15 protein-coding genes and 4 pseudogenes are annotated in these 18,181 nt (G+C 39.0%); 8 read left to right on the top strand and 11 right to left on the bottom strand.

Features of this window, described 5'->3' with window-relative positions:
* Positions 1–166 precede the first annotated feature (166 nt).
* Positions 167–1,524: pseudogene (locus tag ACE1CA_RS13235) on the top strand (transposase).
* Between the two features lie 200 nt (positions 1,525–1,724).
* Here the strand turns inward: ACE1CA_RS13235 and ACE1CA_RS13240 are convergent.
* The 5 genes and pseudogenes from ACE1CA_RS13240 to ACE1CA_RS13260 form a co-directional block, all read right to left on the bottom strand.
* Positions 1,725–2,405: pseudogene (locus ACE1CA_RS13240) on the bottom strand (IS1380 family transposase); the annotation flags it as partial.
* Between the two features lie 34 nt (positions 2,406–2,439).
* Complete coding sequence (locus tag ACE1CA_RS13245; protein WP_413276651.1) at positions 2,440–3,138, bottom strand: ISL3 family transposase; 699 nt, start codon at positions 3,136–3,138, stop codon at positions 2,440–2,442.
* Between the two features lie 11 nt (positions 3,139–3,149).
* Positions 3,150–3,590: a transposase family protein gene (locus tag ACE1CA_RS13250; protein ID WP_413276652.1), complete on the bottom strand. Its 441-nt coding sequence runs from the start codon at positions 3,588–3,590 to the stop codon at positions 3,150–3,152.
* A gap of 420 nt (positions 3,591–4,010) precedes the next feature.
* A complete protein-coding gene (locus ACE1CA_RS13255) occupies positions 4,011–4,391 on the bottom strand; it encodes a DUF5615 family PIN-like protein (protein ID WP_486517819.1) in 381 nt (126 codons plus the stop codon).
* The gene (locus ACE1CA_RS13260; protein WP_486517821.1) at positions 4,388–4,618 is read right to left on the bottom strand and encodes a DUF433 domain-containing protein; all 231 of its coding nucleotides are present in this window, start codon (positions 4,616–4,618) and stop codon (positions 4,388–4,390) included. The genes ACE1CA_RS13255 and ACE1CA_RS13260 overlap by 4 nt, the downstream gene beginning before the upstream one ends.
* 366 nt (positions 4,619–4,984) lie before the next feature.
* On the opposite strand from ACE1CA_RS13260, the gene ACE1CA_RS13265 reads away from it, so the two are divergent.
* Together ACE1CA_RS13265 and ACE1CA_RS13270 are read left to right on the top strand one after the other, a co-directional pair.
* Entirely contained in the window at positions 4,985–5,248 is a 264-nt protein-coding gene (locus ACE1CA_RS13265; protein ID WP_486517822.1) for a hypothetical protein, read from the top strand.
* A 75-nt stretch (positions 5,249–5,323) separates the two neighbouring features.
* Positions 5,324–5,710 carry a tetratricopeptide repeat protein gene (locus tag ACE1CA_RS13270; RefSeq protein ID WP_413275758.1) on the top strand — a complete coding sequence of 129 codons (387 nt, stop codon included), beginning with the start codon at positions 5,324–5,326 and terminating at the stop codon, positions 5,708–5,710.
* A gap of 91 nt (positions 5,711–5,801) precedes the next feature.
* Here the strand turns inward: ACE1CA_RS13270 and ACE1CA_RS13275 are convergent, their stop codons facing one another.
* Entirely contained in the window at positions 5,802–6,656 is an 855-nt protein-coding gene (locus ACE1CA_RS13275; protein ID WP_413275759.1) for a hypothetical protein, read from the bottom strand.
* A 294-nt stretch (positions 6,657–6,950) separates the two neighbouring features.
* Here ACE1CA_RS13275 and ACE1CA_RS13280 point away from each other — a divergent pair, with 294 nt between their 5' ends.
* The 5 genes and pseudogenes from ACE1CA_RS13280 to ACE1CA_RS13300 all read left to right on the top strand — a co-directional run bounded on the left by ACE1CA_RS13280 (position 6,951) and on the right by ACE1CA_RS13300 (position 10,360).
* The gene (locus ACE1CA_RS13280; RefSeq protein WP_486517823.1) at positions 6,951–7,151 is read left to right on the top strand and encodes a hypothetical protein; all 201 of its coding nucleotides are present in this window, start codon (positions 6,951–6,953) and stop codon (positions 7,149–7,151) included.
* Between the two features lie 76 nt (positions 7,152–7,227).
* Positions 7,228–8,164 (top strand): annotated as a pseudogene (locus tag ACE1CA_RS13285) (IS630 family transposase); the annotation flags it as partial.
* Positions 8,165–8,936, top strand: a pseudogene (locus ACE1CA_RS13290) (transposase); the annotation flags it as partial.
* A gap of 250 nt (positions 8,937–9,186) precedes the next feature.
* Positions 9,187–9,747, top strand: a complete 561-nt coding sequence (locus tag ACE1CA_RS13295) for a hypothetical protein (RefSeq protein WP_413278872.1) — start codon at positions 9,187–9,189, stop codon at positions 9,745–9,747.
* A gap of 364 nt (positions 9,748–10,111) precedes the next feature.
* Positions 10,112–10,360 carry a hypothetical protein gene (locus tag ACE1CA_RS13300; protein WP_486517825.1) on the top strand — a complete coding sequence of 83 codons (249 nt, stop codon included), beginning with the start codon at positions 10,112–10,114 and terminating at the stop codon, positions 10,358–10,360.
* Between the two features lie 40 nt (positions 10,361–10,400).
* Here the strand turns inward: ACE1CA_RS13300 and ACE1CA_RS13305 are convergent, their stop codons facing one another.
* The 5 genes from ACE1CA_RS13305 to ACE1CA_RS13325 form a co-directional block, all read right to left on the bottom strand.
* Positions 10,401–13,019 (bottom strand): CHAT domain-containing protein, encoded by a 2,619-nt coding sequence (locus tag ACE1CA_RS13305; protein WP_486517826.1) that lies wholly within the window; start codon positions 13,017–13,019, stop codon positions 10,401–10,403.
* A 251-nt stretch (positions 13,020–13,270) separates the two neighbouring features.
* Positions 13,271–16,036 carry a CHASE2 domain-containing protein gene (locus ACE1CA_RS13310; protein WP_486517827.1) on the bottom strand — a complete coding sequence of 922 codons (2,766 nt, stop codon included), beginning with the start codon at positions 16,034–16,036 and terminating at the stop codon, positions 13,271–13,273.
* Between the two features lie 3 nt (positions 16,037–16,039).
* On the bottom strand, positions 16,040–17,071 hold the full coding sequence (locus tag ACE1CA_RS13315) for a DUF928 domain-containing protein (RefSeq protein WP_486517829.1): 1,032 nt from the start codon (positions 17,069–17,071) through the stop codon (positions 16,040–16,042).
* Positions 17,072–17,251: 180 nt separating this feature from the next.
* Entirely contained in the window at positions 17,252–17,527 is a 276-nt protein-coding gene (locus ACE1CA_RS13320; protein WP_486517830.1) for a hypothetical protein, read from the bottom strand.
* Positions 17,528–17,545: 18 nt separating this feature from the next.
* Complete coding sequence (locus ACE1CA_RS13325; protein ID WP_486517831.1) at positions 17,546–18,058, bottom strand: nuclease A inhibitor family protein; 513 nt, start codon at positions 18,056–18,058, stop codon at positions 17,546–17,548.
* Positions 18,059–18,181 lie beyond the last annotated feature (123 nt).

Here is an 18,181-nt window from a genome sequence, read left to right on the forward strand (position 1 = left end):
AATGGCTCTCCCGTACTCATGGTGATAAGTAAACCTAATTAATTAACAAAGTGCTTACTCCACAAGGTTTCCCAGTCCCTAGAGCGCCAGTCCAGTAAAAGAGGTTGACAAAAAGGCAGTGATATGGTGTGGTAGAAAAATCGTCCGGCTCAACACCCATCTAGCTATGAGACCACCAATCTGGAATCCGCCCATAGAACTGTCAGTTGAAGAACAAAAAGTGGCTAAACGTATCCGAAAAGCCAAACTGTTCTTATTTCTGAGGCAAAACCGCCACATCCTATTCGATGCTGACTTCCAAGAAAAACTGGCTAATTTGTTGTATAAAGACAGCTCTTCGGGGGAAATGTCCGGTTGCACCAGCACAACTGGCATTGTGCATAATTCTACAAGCGTACACAGGAGTATCTGATGATGAAGCAATCGAAGCAATAGTGATGGATAGAAGATGGCAATTAGTACTTGACTGTCTCGATTGTGAACAAGCACCATTTGGCAAAGGAACATTAGTCAGATTTAGAGCCGGGTTAATTGCTGGTGGTGGCGATCAATCTTTAATAGAAAGAACCATTGAAATAGCTTCAAAAACCCAAGAATATAACGAGCGTTCCTTGAGAGTAGCCTTAGATTCGAGTCCCTTATGGGGAGCAGCTAGAGTGGAAGATACCTATAATTTATTAGGTCATGCCTTGCGAAAAGCCTTATTAATAATTGCCAAAAATACCAACCAAGATTTAGGAGTAGTAGCGCAAGAAGTACCAGCAGAAATTGTCACCAAATCTAGTCTAAAAGCCGCCTTAGATAAAGATTGGGATGACCCAAATGCCAGAGGAGAAGCATTAACCACAATTTTAGAAACACTTAATCAAGTAGAAACTTGGATAACCGAACAATCAGACCTAGATGAATCAACCAAAGAGTTAGTCGAAAAAAATTTGGCTACCGCTAGACTAATCGAAGCACAAGATGTAGAAATCGCAGCAGATGGCAGTCCAAAGTTACGTCAAGGGGTAGCAGTAAACCGCCAAATTTCGATTGAAGACGACCAAATGCGACAAAGAATTATCTATTATTTGTAAATCTTGGCCAGTACGCAATGGTAACTATTTCGATAAAACGGCTTTTAATCTGGACTGGTCAAATCATTTAATTCGCTGCCCTAATGGAATAAGTATCCCCTTTGTTGAAGGAAAAACTGTTCGCTTTCCCCAACAACAATGTCAGATTTGTCCCCTGTATTCTCAATGTACAACTAGTCCTAAAGGTCGCAGTGTTTCGATTCATCCAGAAGAATCTTTCTTACAAGAATTACGCCAACGTCAAACAACTGCTCAAGGCCGGAAAAAATTAAGAGAGCGGGTGAGTGTGGAACATACTTTAGCTCATATTGGTCAGTGGCAAGGTAAAAAAGCTCGTTACTTAGGACAAAGGAAAAATCTCTTCGACTTGCGGCGTATGGCAGTGGTTCATAATCTCCATATTTTGGCACAACTTTTAATTCAATCTCCCCGAATGGTTGTCTAAATAAAACTTTATTTTCTCTGATTTAAATTCAATATTTAATTATAGTTATAGCCTTTTTTAATCTGAAAGAGGCTGATATTTTATCGGTTAATATTAATCCAGCCCTATATTATTTGTCTGCTCATTTGTTGAGCCGGACGATTTTTCTACCACACCATATCACTGCCTTTTTGTCAACCTCTTTTACTGGACTGGCGCTCTAGTTTTAGTAATTTAGTACGAATAGTTCCGACTTGAGCGTTTTGTAGTTCCGTCTTCGCTAAACATTGTTGACGCAATGCGTTCATCAAAACGTAAGCCAGAGAAGAAAACCATAATCTTAATTGATTTCCAGCGAATGTATGGGTGCTGGTTCTATCACTAAAAAGTTCAAGTTGTTGCTCCTTAAAGCGATTTTCCATCTCGCCTCGCTTACAGTATTTTTGCGTGTATAGTTGAGCAGGAGCTACTTTATTGGTAGTTAGTGAAGTAACAACAAAACGAATATTAGTCCCTTTCGCGCCATACTCAACTTTAGAAACAACACGACGATTTCGACTCCAAGATTCCCGAGTTTTGTAGTCTAAAGATTTATACCAAATTGAGTTATTAATCAAGTCAGAAGCCAGGGAAGGAACTTGTTCATCTGGCTTAAATACAGTTTCCAAAAATGAAACTACTGTTGATAATTTCTGCTCAAATTCAAGCTTTGCTCTATTTTGTGTTGTGCTAGTCATCTGAATCAAACGACTATTTTGCGCCAATCCAAAAACATAGTCAATGCCAGTCTGTGATTCACACCATGTCATGATATCGTCTCTGGAATAGGCACTATCTCCTCGGACTAAAATCTGGACATTACTCCATTTCTCACGAATTTGTTTAATAATTCTCTGTAATTCTTCGGCTCTCCTCTAAGCTCTGTGATAAATATTTCTAATCAGAAAAGCTACCTAAAAGGCGGGCACGAAAGCTTTCAAAATTTGTAAAACCATAACCTTGACGCATAATTAGTTTAGCTTTATTGTTGATTCCTTCCATTACGCCGCTAGTGGTGCGACTGATAAAGTAATTACATATTCCTTGTAAATGAGTGCTAATTGTGCGGGCAACTTTACTATAAAATACCCGAGCTTGGGCTAACCATTTCTTCATCCTAATTACACCAGTTTTGACGGTGGTAGTAGTTTGGTAAATTTCTCGGAGTTCTTCTTTAATACAGTAAGCCATCTTCAAGCAAGGTGATTGAGACAAAATCTGCTGTAGCTTTTGATTTTCCTCTTCAGTTAAGTCCTCCGAATTTTTCAGCAAAAGGAATCGGCTACCTTGAGCTTTGATTCCTACTATTTGTCGCAACTTATTTAACCGTTGATTAACTAACTTCATCACATGAAATCTATCAATAACTACAGCAGCATTAGGGAAAACTTCTGCAATGACTTTTGGAAAGCCTCCCCACATATCTACGCTGACTTCTTCTACTTGCTCCCTCACCTCTAATGGCTGCTGCTTCAAGGCTTCTATAATTTCTTCTTGTTTATGACTATCGATAACTTCTAACAAATTTCCCGTCTCGGCATTGGCAACCATTGTGATAAAATCTCTATACCCTTTTCGTTGACTGATTTCATCCATTGTCAGCTTTTTTACTTGTCCCCAGTCTTTTTTTTTTCGCTACTAATCCGCCGGAATATTCCTTCTACTTCTGCACAACTTAAGTACTCTATCCGGCTAATTTCGGCAACATTTGAACTAAGAACTCTTTCGTAAATATGTTGTTCATATCTCTTAGTATAGTTCCTTCTTTCGGCCAAAAATTCTATCTTTTCTGTACTATATCTTTGACATTTAGGACAATAAAATCTCCGCCGGGGTACTCGTAAGTATACTGGTTTACCGAAGCTGGACAAATCTCTGACTAGTATCTGAGTTGTTTGATGTAATTCTGCTGTGTAATAATTGCAATGAGGGCAGTAGGTTCCGCGATTTAACAGTTTCAGATGAAGGCAAACGTAACCTTCTACTTCTTGATAACCTTCGACCGTAGTTTCAGCTAAATCAAGTAAATTATCTAGTAAAGAAGTCATCTTTTTCCAGAGCTTTTGAGTAGTTTAATATTTAATGTACCAGTTGCGGTACTTCTACAGATCATTTTTCTACAGAAACTCTGGCAAACCCTCCATTAAAGAGGGTTTGCCAGAGTTTCTGTCTGACATGAAGAGTTGTTGATAAGTTATGTTTATCACACACTTTAGAGGAGAGCCCAAATTGTGCGATCGATAACAGCAGAAGCCTTACAGGATAATGGGTGTACTCGTGCGAGCGCCCAGTTTCCAGATCCAACCGTGTATAGAGCGATATCAACACAAAATTATTAGGGATTAGACAGGGAAAAAACGAAAATTTAACCCCTATTTTTTAGTAACGTTTTGCTGAATTTCAATTAAATTTTCTCTTTCGACCTATTCAAAGCATTGTGGTGGATAGATGAAGTAAAATGACTAAATTTATCCTTTTGCAGGTGGAGTTATGGGAAGAATTCTCACCCTGGAACGGGTAAGGTTGATGGTAATCAAAGCACCAGATTCAAGTTCTGATTCAAACTGACGTAATGCTTCTATTACTATATTTTCTATGCTGGCAGGTAGAAGATCTTGAGTCCGAACTTGAATCACGCTGGGTGCTTCTGCTTGAGTAGCTGCTAACAGGATGCCAAAATCTAGATCGTTGGTGAAGACAACATAACCATTGGTGCTTGCCCAGTTCATGATGACGCGATCGGTTGCTCTTGGATCGCCGATATTTGACCAATGAACTGACTCTATTCCGTGTTTTGCAAAGACTTGAATCCAGTCCGGTGAAAGGTTCATGTCAATTAGTATTTTCATACTGAAGTTAGAGGTACTTCTACTTCTTCAACTCGCCACGCTGCATAAGCAAGTGCTTCATAAATATCTGCTTCTTCCAGATAGGGATATGCCTGCAATATTGTGGTTGGGGAGTGTCCTGATGCTACTAAACCAACAATTGTTCCGACAGTTACTCGTAAACCTCTGATACAAGGTTTTCCGCCCATTACTTCGGGATTCATTGTGATTCTAGTTAGTTGTTTCATATTTTTATCGCTCCTTTTATTAGCATTGTATCATTGCTGGCGATCGCATTTCCCCTTCAGAAATCCTGTTTCTCCAAAAAAACAGTTTTCTAAGTTAACTCAAAAGGTTTTTCGAGAAAAAGAGGAGCGAGTTATTAGGTCTAATTAATTTTTATTTATCAGTATTTTCATTTCTTTAGTCATTCAAAGATAAATTTTTTATAGACTAGCTATTGCCATAGTTCGTCTCTAATTATTGAATTGTATTTGCCTATCATCTCTGCTAATCTCCACTTATAAATATTTATCTGTACCCATGAAAATCCCAGCATTCTTTCGTGTTTGTGTGGTGGCGAGTCTATTTCATATAGAAATCCCAAAGTAGACTTGAGAACTGATTTACGGATTCCCAACAAGCTATGTCGAGCTTTCCGGGGGGTGTGTTCTCGAATTGAAAGTAAGATTAAAGGCGAATTAACACAACGTATTGAAGCAAAAGTAACTAACGAATTGAACGATCCAAGAATCAAAGCTAAGGTGGCAAATACAGTTAAACAATCACTAGCTAACCGTTTGGGTCAATACAGAAACTGGGAAATTGCTAGAGTCTCTAGCAAAGGCAACAACTTTATCTTAACCTTGAGAAATTAGAAGCTTGGCTCGCCCAGCCGAATGCTTTTACTGCTTGATAGACTACTGCTTGTATTCTTGCATAAGTTCCTAAATATGAGATATATAGACAAGCAGAAATCTATCTTAGTATTCGGCGGTTGGACTCTTAAGGCTATGCGATTAAAACAATTTTTCGGGATTGCATCTACTACTTTACTCCTAATTATTTGGCAGACTTTTCCAGTCAATATTTCAGGATTATTGGGAAACTATCCGAAAGCGATCGAGTATCACCAGCAGTATTTGGTACTTACTAGGGAGATTGAAGACCGCCTAAGTGAGGGATTTGCGCTGTGGTATCTCGGTAATGCTTACAATTCTTTACGAGACTATACTAAAGCAAATGACTACTACCAGCAGTCTTTGGTAATTGCACGGGAAACTAAAAATTCTCTACTCGAAGGACTAGTGCAGAAAAGTTTAGTAGAAACCCAAAATTAGAAAATTATTGTTCAATTCAAGTATCAGCTAGATCGACGCAACGCAACGCGATCGCACAAAAGCTAAAAGTGCGATCGCTCGCACCAGTTCCTTAAGTTGGAGGTTGCACTACAACCTTCTTTTTGAGCGCAGGCTTGGGCTTATCAATGATAGTAGGTGGCTCACTTCCGGCTTCATTGACGTTACTCGCTTCCTGGGCTTTAGCCCGCTTCTGCTGTTTCTTCAATTCCAGCACTTCTGCCTTCAATGCCTTACCAGGTTTGAAGTGTGGCGGTATCTCAGAAGTAGGTATTCCATTCAAGGATTCAAATCCAAATATATCCCTACCTGGAATGAACCGTGCTTTTATTTCCACAAAATAACGCTTACCCTGCTCTTCCTTCTCAAGCTTTGGATTAAATCGGAATGGTGGGACAAGAGCATCTTTCCAAATTAATGGAAGATGTTGAGCTTTCATGAATCGCAGTTTTCGTGCCGAGTCTAGCGGTTTAATTCTGGCTTTAGTCTCCTCATTAAAGTTCCGAAAAATTGAAATGCACGGTGTTTTACACACTGGAATAAATTGCCACAATCCACAAAGTTTAAACTCGAAATCTTGTGCAGCAAACACATCCTTATCAGATGAATTATCCTCACCATTTATAGGTGCAAACCCTACAAGTGAGAATCCTAATATGTGTGTTTTGTCTCGCCCTGGAAAATGCAACGCTTGGGGATATACCGTTAGCCTTAATTCTTTGGTTTCGTTTTCTCCTACTTCCAGTTTGAGTGCATCCCAAGCTCTCATCCCTTTCTTGTGAGGCGCGTATTTCAAGGGGTACTCCTTCCCTTGTATCTTGACAAATGCTCTGTTGTTTTGGGAGTCCAACCTGACGTTCCCTGGTAAAATCCCAATAGCTTGAAATAATTTGGGCTTCTGTTCGCTAGGTTGTGGTTCGCTGGTCATAAATAAAAAGTTAGTCCCTAATATTTGGGCTTTTTCTAGCTATCATAGCTCAAAATTTAAACTTCCTTCCCACAACGCAAGTTGCATCAATAGCAGGTATTGGATAAAGTCTTTTGGTTTTGCCCAAATTAAAACTGCTATTGATGTAGTGTTCAGCGAATTACCAAAGTTGCCTGAATCGCCAAAAAATGAAGATAAAAAACTACCTTTTTTAATTTAAATTTAACCTGATTTTGTCAAAATTGGATTAAGAAAATTTATATTTGGCAAGATTACTATCAAGAAAAAATTGTTATGAAACGAAAATTATCGCCTTATTTTCCGATTTGGTTAACTTTATGCCTGGGGATGGGACTCTCTTGTACTGTGGGAATTGTGCTACAAAATTTAGAACGATCTAGTCAAGTTAATCGATTTTCTAAATATACGGATAGATTAACCATAACTTTACAGCGTCAAGTGCGGGAATACTTTCAAGCTACGATCGCATTATAGCCAGTCTAAATGAGTCATGAAAGAAGTAAAAGGGTAATCTGGTAAAATAAGAACGGCTTGTAACCGAGAAGTAGAAATGACGACAGTAGAAGATTCAGAAGTTAGAAAACAGCTAAAGACTCTCGAAGATTTTATTAAAAGTAATCCTAAATCGGCAGAAATGAAGAGAGCATTAGCAGCTAAATTGGCGTTAGAGGGATATAGGTATGAGAAAATTAAAGAAATTTTAGCAGTCTCAGTAGGGTTTATCAGTAAATGGTTTAATGCTTTTAAAGTCGGCGGTAAAGAAGCTTTAAAATCCCAGTACAAAGGCACAGAAAGTTATTTAAGTCGAGAAGAGAGAGCCGAAACAATTGCGTGGTTAATTCAGCAAAAAGCTTGGGATATTTCCGAATTAGAAACTTATTTAATTGACAAATATGATGTAGTTTTTCAATCGCGACAAAGCTATTATCAGATTTTCCAAGAAGCGAAAATCTCTTGGCAAAAAGGAGAACAGGTGAATCCTCGATATGATGCAGAACTAACTAAAAAAAAACCAAGAAATTGCCGACCTTCTGGAAAAACATCGCACCGAAATAGAGACCAGAAAGCTGGTGGTGTATATTATTGATGAATGTCATCTGCTGTGGGACGATATTTGTGGTTATCTGTGGAATTTCATCCAAGAACCAGTGAAAATTCCCCTGTTAAATCCCAAAGAAAGACAGACTTATTATGGAGCTTTAGATTTATTAACGAAAGAATTTATTCTCAACCCTTATCCCCAAGGAAATGGAGAAAACACTGTTAATTTTGTCACTCAATTACAACTAAGAAATCCCGGAGCCAAAATTTTATTGATTTGGGATGGAGCTAGTTACCATAGAGGAGAGGAAATGAAAAAATTTTTAACTCAGCAGAATCAAGGAATAACTCCTGAAGAATGGAAAGTTACTTGTCATAGATTTGCGCCTTACGCTCCCCAAGAAAATCCTGTAGAAGCAATTTGGCTACAGTTAAAAAATTTACTAATAGAAAGCTTAATTACACAAAGGATATACGGACTGGTCATGGGGTATGAAGACTTAAATGATCACGAAGAATTACGTCATGATCCAATGTTTGCTATAGCATTAGGAAATGGTAATCAGGAGCAAGTTTTCTTCAATACTTATTACGCAGGATACTGCTATACTCCACTATATATTTTTTGTGGAAAACACTTATTGGCAGCCAAGCTACGACCTTCAAATGTAGATCCAGCAGCCGGGGCTTTAGAAGAATTACAGAGAATTATTAAACAAATTCGTGAGAAATGGAGTAATGTCCAGATTTTAGTCCGAGGAGATAGTGCCTATTCCAGAGACGATATCATGACATGGTGTGAATCGCAGACTGGTTCGTTTTGTGGTTACTTCACTAACTACCAATAAAGTACCTCCTGCTCAAGTCTACACGCAAAAATATTGTAAGCGAGGCGAGATGGAAAATCGCTTTAAGGAGCAACAACTTGAACTTTTTAGTGATAGAACCAGCACCCATACATTCGCTGGAAATCAATTAAGATTATGGTTTTCTTCTCTGGCTTACGTTTTGATGAACGCATTGCGTCAACAATGTTTAGCGAAGACGGAACTACAAAACGCTCAAGTCGGAACTATTCGTACTAAATTACTAAAACTAGGCGCATTGATTACTGTAAGCGCCGGGCGAATTTTAGTTGCGATTACTAGCTCTTGTCCGTACAAACATATCTTTGCTGCTGCTTACAGATGCTTAAAAATGCTCCCAAATACCGCTTAATCTAAAGTCAAGGTGCATTTTCTAAGTCTCTAATTAATGAGACTTTGGCTTGGTTTTATCTAAGCCCGGTTTTGTAATGTTTAATTTTATGAACACAGCATTTCGATTTCAGTACTAAGATAAATAGAGTAATTATTTTATCTTGATAAATCACGAATTATACTTAACTTATTTCCCTACCTAAATTTCAATTGATGATGTATCAAAAAAAGTCTTACATCAGGTCATGTAAATTGATTTTTTATTGTTTGTGAGAAATGCGGGTTTCAGTTTTGGTTCTGGACGTGCGGGAGATATTAATTTATCGGCGGAGCAGTTGAGAGTGTTAAACGGAGGACAGTTTTCATCTCCAGCTTTCGGCATTGGTAACGGAGGAAATATTGCTATAAATTCAAATAATGCTGTTGAAGTGATTGGTTCTATTCCAGGTATCTTTCAGTCTAGTGCTATAGGCGCTGCGTCACTTAATCAGGGAAACGGTGGTAGTTTAATCATAAATACATCCAGATTAGTTGTTCGGGATGGAGGGGTAATTAGTCCATCTGGTTTGGCAAGTGGGAATGCTGGAAGTCTTACGATCAATGCAACTGATTCTGTTGAAGTAACTGGCAGAGCGGTTGGAGGTGGACTTCCCTCTCGAATAGAATCAGCAGCCATTATTGAAAGTGAACCTGTTCGGCAACTTTTAGGACTCCCAGACGCTCCCTCCGGCAACTCCGGCAGCGTCACCATCAACACCCCCCGCCTCACCTCGCCGACGGTGCCAGAGTCAGCGCCGCCAACGAAGGCACGGGCACCGCAGGCAACCTGAACATCAACGCCAACTCCATCGTCCTCCTTGACAGCAAAGGTGGCATCACCGCCGCCACCGCATCTGGCGAAGGCGGCAACATCAACCTCAGCACCAACTTCCTGCAACTGCGTAATGCCAGTCAAATCTCCACCCAACCCAAGGTTTATTTAACTCTGCCGATAGCAGCATTACCGCTTCCTCTCAATTAGGCGTTTCCGGCATCGTCTCGATTAACTCTCCTGAAGTACAACCGAACACCACAATAGTCGAATTAGCCAGTCAACTACCAGACCCGACGGGGAAGATTATTGTCGGTTGTGCCAGACCGGGGGAAAATACTTTTACCGTCACCGGACGTGGTGGTTTACCTGAATCTCCTTCCATGCCGTTTCGGAGTGAAGAAATTTGGCAAGACCTGACCGATTATAGCGCCCAGTTGTCGCCCAGAGAATCAGAACCCCAAAAGCCAGCACTCAGGAGTCGAGAAGAACGAAAACCACAGACCCTAGTAGAAGCAACCAATTGGCGCAAAAATGCCCAAGGTCAAATAGAACTGTTGAGCAACACACCTGAAGGCGAGAATAATTACAGGCAAAACTTACCTTCTTCTTGCGTGATTCAGAACAATTGATTACCTAAAACTTGAGCGAGATTATCTGTAGTAGTACCGACTACAACCAATTACCAATTAAAACAAAAGGAGCCCAGAAAAAAGGATGTTTGTATTCGGAATTACTCAGTAAAGTTAACTGAGCTTGACGTAATGCTTCGGCTTTTGTAACACTATCTTTAGTGAGTTGACGATAAAAATCGATCATTAATTGAGCGGTTGATTCGTCACGTACAGACCACAAGGTAGCTAGGGTACTGCGGGCACCCGATCGCAAAGCCATCCCAGCTAAACCTAATGCAGCACGGCGATCGCCTTGGGCTGTTTGACAAGCACTTAAAACTAAAAGTTGCAGTGGATTGGGCAAATTTCGATTCCGCACTTGCAAGAGTTCATCTAATTCCTTAACATTAATTCTGCCATCCCATGTCAGGAGAAAAGTTTCTTCGGGATTAGAACTAAATTGACCGTGAGTAGCTAGGTGAATCACATTAAAATCTTCTTTTTTTACATAAGTTTTAAAATGTAAACGAGTAAATTTATTATTCAGTAAAATTGTTGGATGTGAATTAATTTCATCAGCGATTTCTTTCATTTCGTAAGCTACAGCTGGTAAAGGAGCAAAACCTTGAAGTCCTTCGGTTAATCCAGCTGTTAGTAAGTTAATGTTTCCTTTTGGTAAAGTTTGCGGACTGAGAAGATGTAATCCCGAACTAAGAGCAACTGCATACTGTTCGATTAAATATTGTTTACCATCATGGAGTGCTGCGAGCGGTATATTTCGTAAAAATCCATCTAAAACAAAAACTAAAGTTTTGATTCCGTTACTGTCTAACTGTGCTTTGATTGGTTTAATTAGCCAATTATACACTTCTTGGGAATAGCGGAGGCGTTCTTTGTCGGAATATTCTAAATTGAATGAGGAGTAGAGTTTTTGTAAAGTGCGATCGATTTCTGTTTTAGGTAATCGAGTAGTATAATGTTGCAGGGGTTGTTGAGGAATAGATACTATTACTTCTAAGCGATCGCTCAAAAAAATCGGATAAATTATCGCCGCTGTCGGGTCTACATTGTCAATTCGTACTGGGCTAACATTTAAGCAAGTATCTTTGAAGAAATTATCTAATTCTGCTAATTGTAAAGCCTGGATTACTTCCCGTGCCATTTTGATTTGCTCTTGGGTAGAATTTTCTTGCAGTAACAAATCAACAAATTCCCGATTAATCGGTTCGATACTTTCGCTAAAATCAAGTTGAATTTCTCTATTAGCTGTAATTATATCATTTCGTAAAGTTTGAATAGCATTAAAGGCTTCTTGATAAGCAACAAGTGCTTCGGCGCGTTTATTTTCTTGACGGTAAATTCGACCGATTTTCCTAGCACTACTGATGATTAATTGATTAGCACTTTTATTTTGGGCTATTTGCAAAGCTTGTTGGGCAAGGCGTTTAGCTTCTTGATTCTGTTTTTGGTATTCGTAAATTTGACTCAGTTGATTGAGTGCGTAAGCTTGGGCTAGTTCGTCGGAAAGCGAGCGAGAAATTTTGATTGCTGTAGCTAAATCATCAGCGATTTCTTGCCAATTAGGAATTGAGGAATTACCAGGATTTTGAATTGCTAATAGAGTTAAACTTTCCGCCAAATTGACTCGAAGGTAAACAGAGGAGCGACTGGGTGAAAGATTAGCAATTTGCGCTTTGATTTGGGGAATTAAGCTAAGGGGTATTTGGGAGCTTTTTTCTTCTACAATTAAGCTTAATTGATTTAGTTGTGCTTTAGTTTTTAACAAAGAATCGCTGGCAAGTTCTATGGCTTTTTGATACAAATTCAGCGATTCTTTGGTTGCTTGTAAGTTTCTGGCTATGTTACCTAAATTTAGTAAGGTAGCAGCGCGATCGTTATTGGTGATTTCTGGATCTTTGAGCGTGAAACTTTGTTGTAAAACTGCGATCGCTTGTTCGGAATCACCTATTAATTGCAATACATTTCCTAAACTTCGCAATCCAGATGCTTTGAATTTTACATCTTTTAATTCCTGAAGTTGTGAGATTATTTCTCTAAGCAAATAGTAAGCATTGCGGTACTGTCCCATAATCCGTAATGCTTGCACTTGATTAATTTGACTTCCCAATACACCCCTTTGATTTTCTGCTTTTTGATATAAAGATTGAGAGGTTCTCCAAGTTAATAAAGCTAACTCTGTATTCCCCAATTTCAGTTGCAATCTTCCTTTGGTATTTAAAGCTTGTGCCAGTGCAGACAACCTACTTCGCTCTTGATTATTTTGAGTTTCTAATAATTTAATGCTGCGCTCGATACTTGTACTAGCAAGTTGCCATTCTCCCAAATCTTGATAAGCGGAAGATAAATAATTTAACACTACAGCTTGGGGTAAAATCAGCCCTTGTGCTGTCAAATTCCGCAGTTGTTGTTGCCAGAGTTCGATCGCCTCTTGGTAACGTCCCTCTTCATACAATTTTATTCCTAGTTCTGGCGATCGTTCGGATGCTGACGCTTGTTCCATTACTACCGTAGTGTAAGGAGAACCAGCGAAAATAGGTAAAACTAATAATAACAATACTGTGAAAAACCCTACCGCAATGTATAAATAAGACCGCCATAAAAGCCTTTTGCAGTTTTTGAGCGACTGAAAAAGAGTTTTGGTTAAAATTTTGTACATAAGTAATAGTTATTTAAACATTTTTGGGTTCTGTTCGTCTTCTTAACAATGATAATTTTCTATTTAATCACATAATATCATGAGATAAATAAGCATAAGATTAAGCTTATCTTAAGCCTAAGTATTGACCGATTGACAATTTTTTACTTAAAATTTCGACAAGGAGAGAATCATTGATTTTTAAGTCAATATTATCGGATGATTATTTTCAACAATCTGACGCGAAATTGACAACCCTGATTAAGAACAAATCAATAAGCTTTCGATTTACTGTGCTGCTCAATCCATTGCAAAATTCCTGCATCATCAAATTCTTGTACTAGTTCTAGGATGCGCTGGCAAAATGGAGTATATTGAGAGTTAAGCTTTTGGAGTCGCTCGGCTTCCTGTTCTATTTTTTCAATATCACCGATACGGGCGGAGTGGTGCAAAGTTTCTAATTCTTGCTCGGTAGGTACAATAATTTTTTTAGTTGATTTAGTTTGAGTTTTCGGTTCTGTGATATGGCGATCGATCACCCATTCTATCCCTAAACGAACTCTTAATTTTTCTAAAAGGTCTGGTATTTGTATTGGTTTAGTCAAAAATTCGTCATTACTGACAAGAGGTGTTTGTTGTTTGTTTAGACAAAAGGTGTTAGCAGACATGGCGATAATCGGAATTTGCTGCAATTCTGGCGTGTTTCTGATCTGGCGAATCATTTCAAACCCATCCATTTTTGGCATGACTAAATCAGTTAAAATTAGATCGGGTTTGGCGATCGCAGCTTGTTTTAATCCCTCAACTCCATCACTAGCTTCAATCAATTCAAAACCATAAGGTTTAAGTAAATCAACGATTAAACTACGGCTTTCGGTGCGATCGTCTACTACTAATAATTTTACCGATTCTTTCCCGGTAAAACCAGCGATCGCTTCCGGCTTAAGAAGCTTAACTGCTGTTATTTCTCCTCCCCCTAGTTCTAAATTTAAGTCAAAATAGAATTTACTTCCTACACCCAATTCCGAAGAAACTTGTAATGTCGAACCCATCATTTGTAAAATCTTTTGACTAATCGCTAATCCTAAACCCGTTCCTTCTGCTTTCCGTTGATTTTCTCCTACTTGCTCAAAGGGCAAACATATCTTATCTATTTGTTCTGGTAAAATTCCTACCCCAGTATCTTCTACCTCAAAGTGAATTTTAGTAGTTGGTTTCTCTCCCATTTCTACCAAACGATCGTCTACTACCATTACTTTAAAAGTAACTGAACCTGTATCTGTAAATTTTATAGCATTGCTTAATAAATTGATTAACACTTGTCGCAGTCGCTTTTCATCAGTACGGACTTGCTGCGGTAAATCTGGGGAAAATTCACAGTGAAAAATTAAGTCCTTGGCTTCAGCTTTAATCCGACAAATTTCGGTTACACCTACTAGTAAGTTTGGTAAATATAAGTCGTGGCTATAAATCTCTAACTTTCTGGCTTCGATTTTTGCTAGGTCTAATAAATCGTTAATCAGATTTAACAAATGGGAACCGCTTTCATAGATTACGCTAATACCTTTGCGGTCTTCTCGACTTAAAGTTTTAGAACGTTCTAAAATTTGGGTATAGCCTAAAATTCCATTTAAAGGAGTTCTTAATTCGTGACTCATAGAAGCGAGAAATTCACTTTTGGCTTGATTGGCTGCGTCCGATGCCTCTTTAGCCAATTTTAATTCTTCAGTTCTTTCTTTAACTTTTAATTCTAAATTTTGGGAATATTGAGCTAATTCTTGATTGGCTTTAGCTAACTGTTGGTTGGTTTTTTTTAACTGCCATTGGTTGTAGTAATTATTGGTTAAAATTGCTGAGATAGTAATGGCTAAAACGGGAGAAAAAACGGGGATTACCCAACCTTGTAAAAAGGCTACATAGCTGATTCCCAAAACTGACGTTCCGGCAACAGTGACACTAAAAATTGTACTGAGAAAAAAGCTGTTACTCCCGAAAAATTTCCGGTGCAAAATGCTCCAAGTCCCAGTGGCACTAATTACAGAACAGAGTAAAATCCATAATTGATTAAAGGTTCTGTTCCCCGGTTGTAAGTTGGTGCGTCCTTCTAAGGCGGTGCTAATAATTTGACTGCTCAGGTTAGCATGAATAACCACACCTGGAGTAAAGTCGGTTTTACCAAATAAAGCGTTGCTGTGAGGTGTTTGGACAATATCGTTAAGGCTAGCAGCTGTAGCGCCAATTAATACGATCCGATCGCGCATTAAATTCGCTGGAATCTGATTATTTAATACCTGCTCCATTGATATATTTAGAAAGTGATTTAGCTGCCCTCGATAATTAAGTAAAATTTGATATCCTCCGCTATCTTTGGCAACATAACCTCCTTCATCTCCTTGCAATGGCAGAAAAACACCTTGACCTAAACCAAATTTTTTCTGTTTTTCATCGAGCAGTTTTAGTTCTATACCTTTTCGTTTCAGGTAATCTAGTGCCACCCTTACTCCTAATCCTTGTTTTGCTTGACCTGAAGCAGAACGGACTGACAATAAACCTCGCCGCACTTTGCCATCGCTATCGATTAGTATATCGGCGGCTCCTACTTGATTTCGTTTGGCTAAAATTGGCGGTGGGGCGATCGCTTCTGGCAAAACTTTTTCTAATCCAATCAGATTGGGCGTAGATTTGTACAACTCAATTAGTTCTTGATGTCCCGGTTCTACTGGTAAGTCGCGATATAAGTCTAAGCCTATTACTGCTGGTTTTTGTGCTTTGATATTTTTCAGTACTTGGGTTAATTGCCGATCGGACATCGGCCATCGCCCTACCGCTTTTATATCAGATTCTCCCACAGTGACAATTACAATCCGATCCTCGGATGGGTCGGCTGGACGTAACCCCCAAAATTGGTCAAGCGTTACCCATTCAAACAGTTGAAAAGCTCCCGTATTGCTGCCAATCATAATTGTGCCAGCGACACTAACAGCGATGACCAGAACCTCTCGCCACCCCTGCATCCAATTTTTTATTTGAAGCTTCATTAACTACAACTGTTCTGTTAAAGATTCTTGAGCCAAATGTTCTAATCCTACTTGCTGTAATAAATCAGCCCACTCTTTCTTCAGGGAGATATTTTCTGGTTGATCCAAGCGAGCTTCACTCAAAATATTGAGCGTATCATACCAAATTCCTGACTTGGCATACAAAGCTGCTAGTGCGATCGCTCTTTGGGACTCCCCAGCATTTCTTCCCTTCAAAGTTTCCGGTATTACTGGAGCAGAAACCCGCTTTACCCATCCTGAAATACTGTAAGCATCTGGACGTAAAATTTCCCCTGGTTTTAGCAAAATCACCGACCATTGGTAGGGTTTATTCATTGACAAAGCTGGTGCTTCTGCTGGTAATTTTATAGCAACAATACCACCTGTTTTCTTTAATTGAAAAGTTGTTTGATAGTGTTGCTGACGATCTTCGCTGTACAAGCTAAAGAAAACTTCCGATTCAGATGTGGGAGGAATGTAAACAAAGAAGGTAGGACGTTCCGATCCAGTCCAACCTATATTAGTAGTTGGCAATAAAGCTGCTGGTTGAAGCAAGTTTGAATCGTTCCGGGAACCTCCCCCTTTCGTATTTTCAGGCGGTGTATCTCCTGAAGGCATAAAACCTACTCCTTCACGAGAACCTCCCCCCCTGGCGCTGGTAGGAACTTTATCATCATTGGGGATAAAACTAATATCGCCGCGAGAACCTCCTCCCCTTGCAGTTGTCGGAGCTTTATCATCATTAGGTAGAAAACTGATATTGCCGCGAGAACCTCCCCCTTTAGCAGTTGTCGGAGCTTTATCATCGTTCGGCATAAAGTTAATATTGCCGCGAGAACCTCCCCCCAATGCGCGACGAGGAACTTCGCTACCAGGCGGTTGAAACTCAATATTAACTGTTACAAAATTATTAACTGCTTCTCCAGCCCAACTAACTGTATTTACCATAACAATTAATGATAATGAGGCGAGGGCCACTAAACTTAATTGGCGCTTGATTCTGGTGCCTTTTCTAGTTTTTTTTCGGTTCAGCATAAACCAAATATTCTCGGTTGTTCAACCAAAATATTTTATCAGATTTTCCCTAGTTTATGACAATTGTTTACCACAACTTCCGAAAACTTTAATCAAGAGAATTAAATTTTATCGGTTTTTTTAAAGAATCTTTAAATAGTAAATTTACTCTCCGGGTTTCTGCGGATTTTTTAATTAATGTCACCTTAAACTTAGGGGTGGTCGTCTGCCATCCTCATAGACAACTTCTTTCACGTTCAAATTGCTAGGAGTAATAGGGCGCTGCCCATCAATTAAGAGAGTTTTGTTAGTCTCCAATGAACTAGCCGCAATGGGACGAGTACCATCTACTTCGATCGTGTCGCGGATGTCAACATCATCAGCAACGACTGGACGATCGCCATCAATTGGCAACACATACTTTACCTCAAAATCGCTCTCATCAATAGGACGATCGCCATCTATCTGAAGCATCAAAGCAAATATTATTTATAACTAAGCCCAAGCTGCAAAAGAAGTGACACCAGCCCAGTCACCAGAGGAAGTTTGACCAACAATATAAAAAACATAAGAAACTGTCATCCCAAACATATAAGTACGCAAATTACTAATATTTGCCTCCAAAAATTCATCTAAAACTAAATAAACTTGAGCATCTGACAGTTCTTCTTCACCATAATATTCCTCTTCATGAAATAATTTACATACAGGAAAAGTTCTGGCAAAACCAATGGCTTCTAATAAACTATGAATCATACTTGCTCTAGTTGCACCTACTCGCACTGTCCAACCCTTATCTGTATAGAAACCAAAAATTTCTGGTTCAAAAAAATCTAAGTCTTGTAAAACTTGCTGTAATCTATCAACCAAATTGGCTGTAGCTTCGTTTTCTGATTGATATTCACTCTCTTTAATTTGTTCAGAGTTATATATTCCCATTTGCCCACAGTCTTCATTATCGGTAGGAATATTTGCTGAAATTCCCACCCATTCCCCTGATGCGGTCATTCCAATAATAATGTGAAAGTTGTCTTTTGGGTCGTGTAATGTGCGAATTTTCAGTAATTCTAAATTTGTTAAATGAGATTGTAGTAAATTGGACTTTGGACAAAAGAAAAGTTGCTTCGCGAT

The sequence above is a fragment of the Floridaenema evergladense BLCC-F167 genome, from assembly GCF_041929205.2.
GTDB lineage: Bacteria > Cyanobacteriota > Cyanobacteriia > Cyanobacteriales > Aerosakkonemataceae > Floridanema > Floridanema evergladense.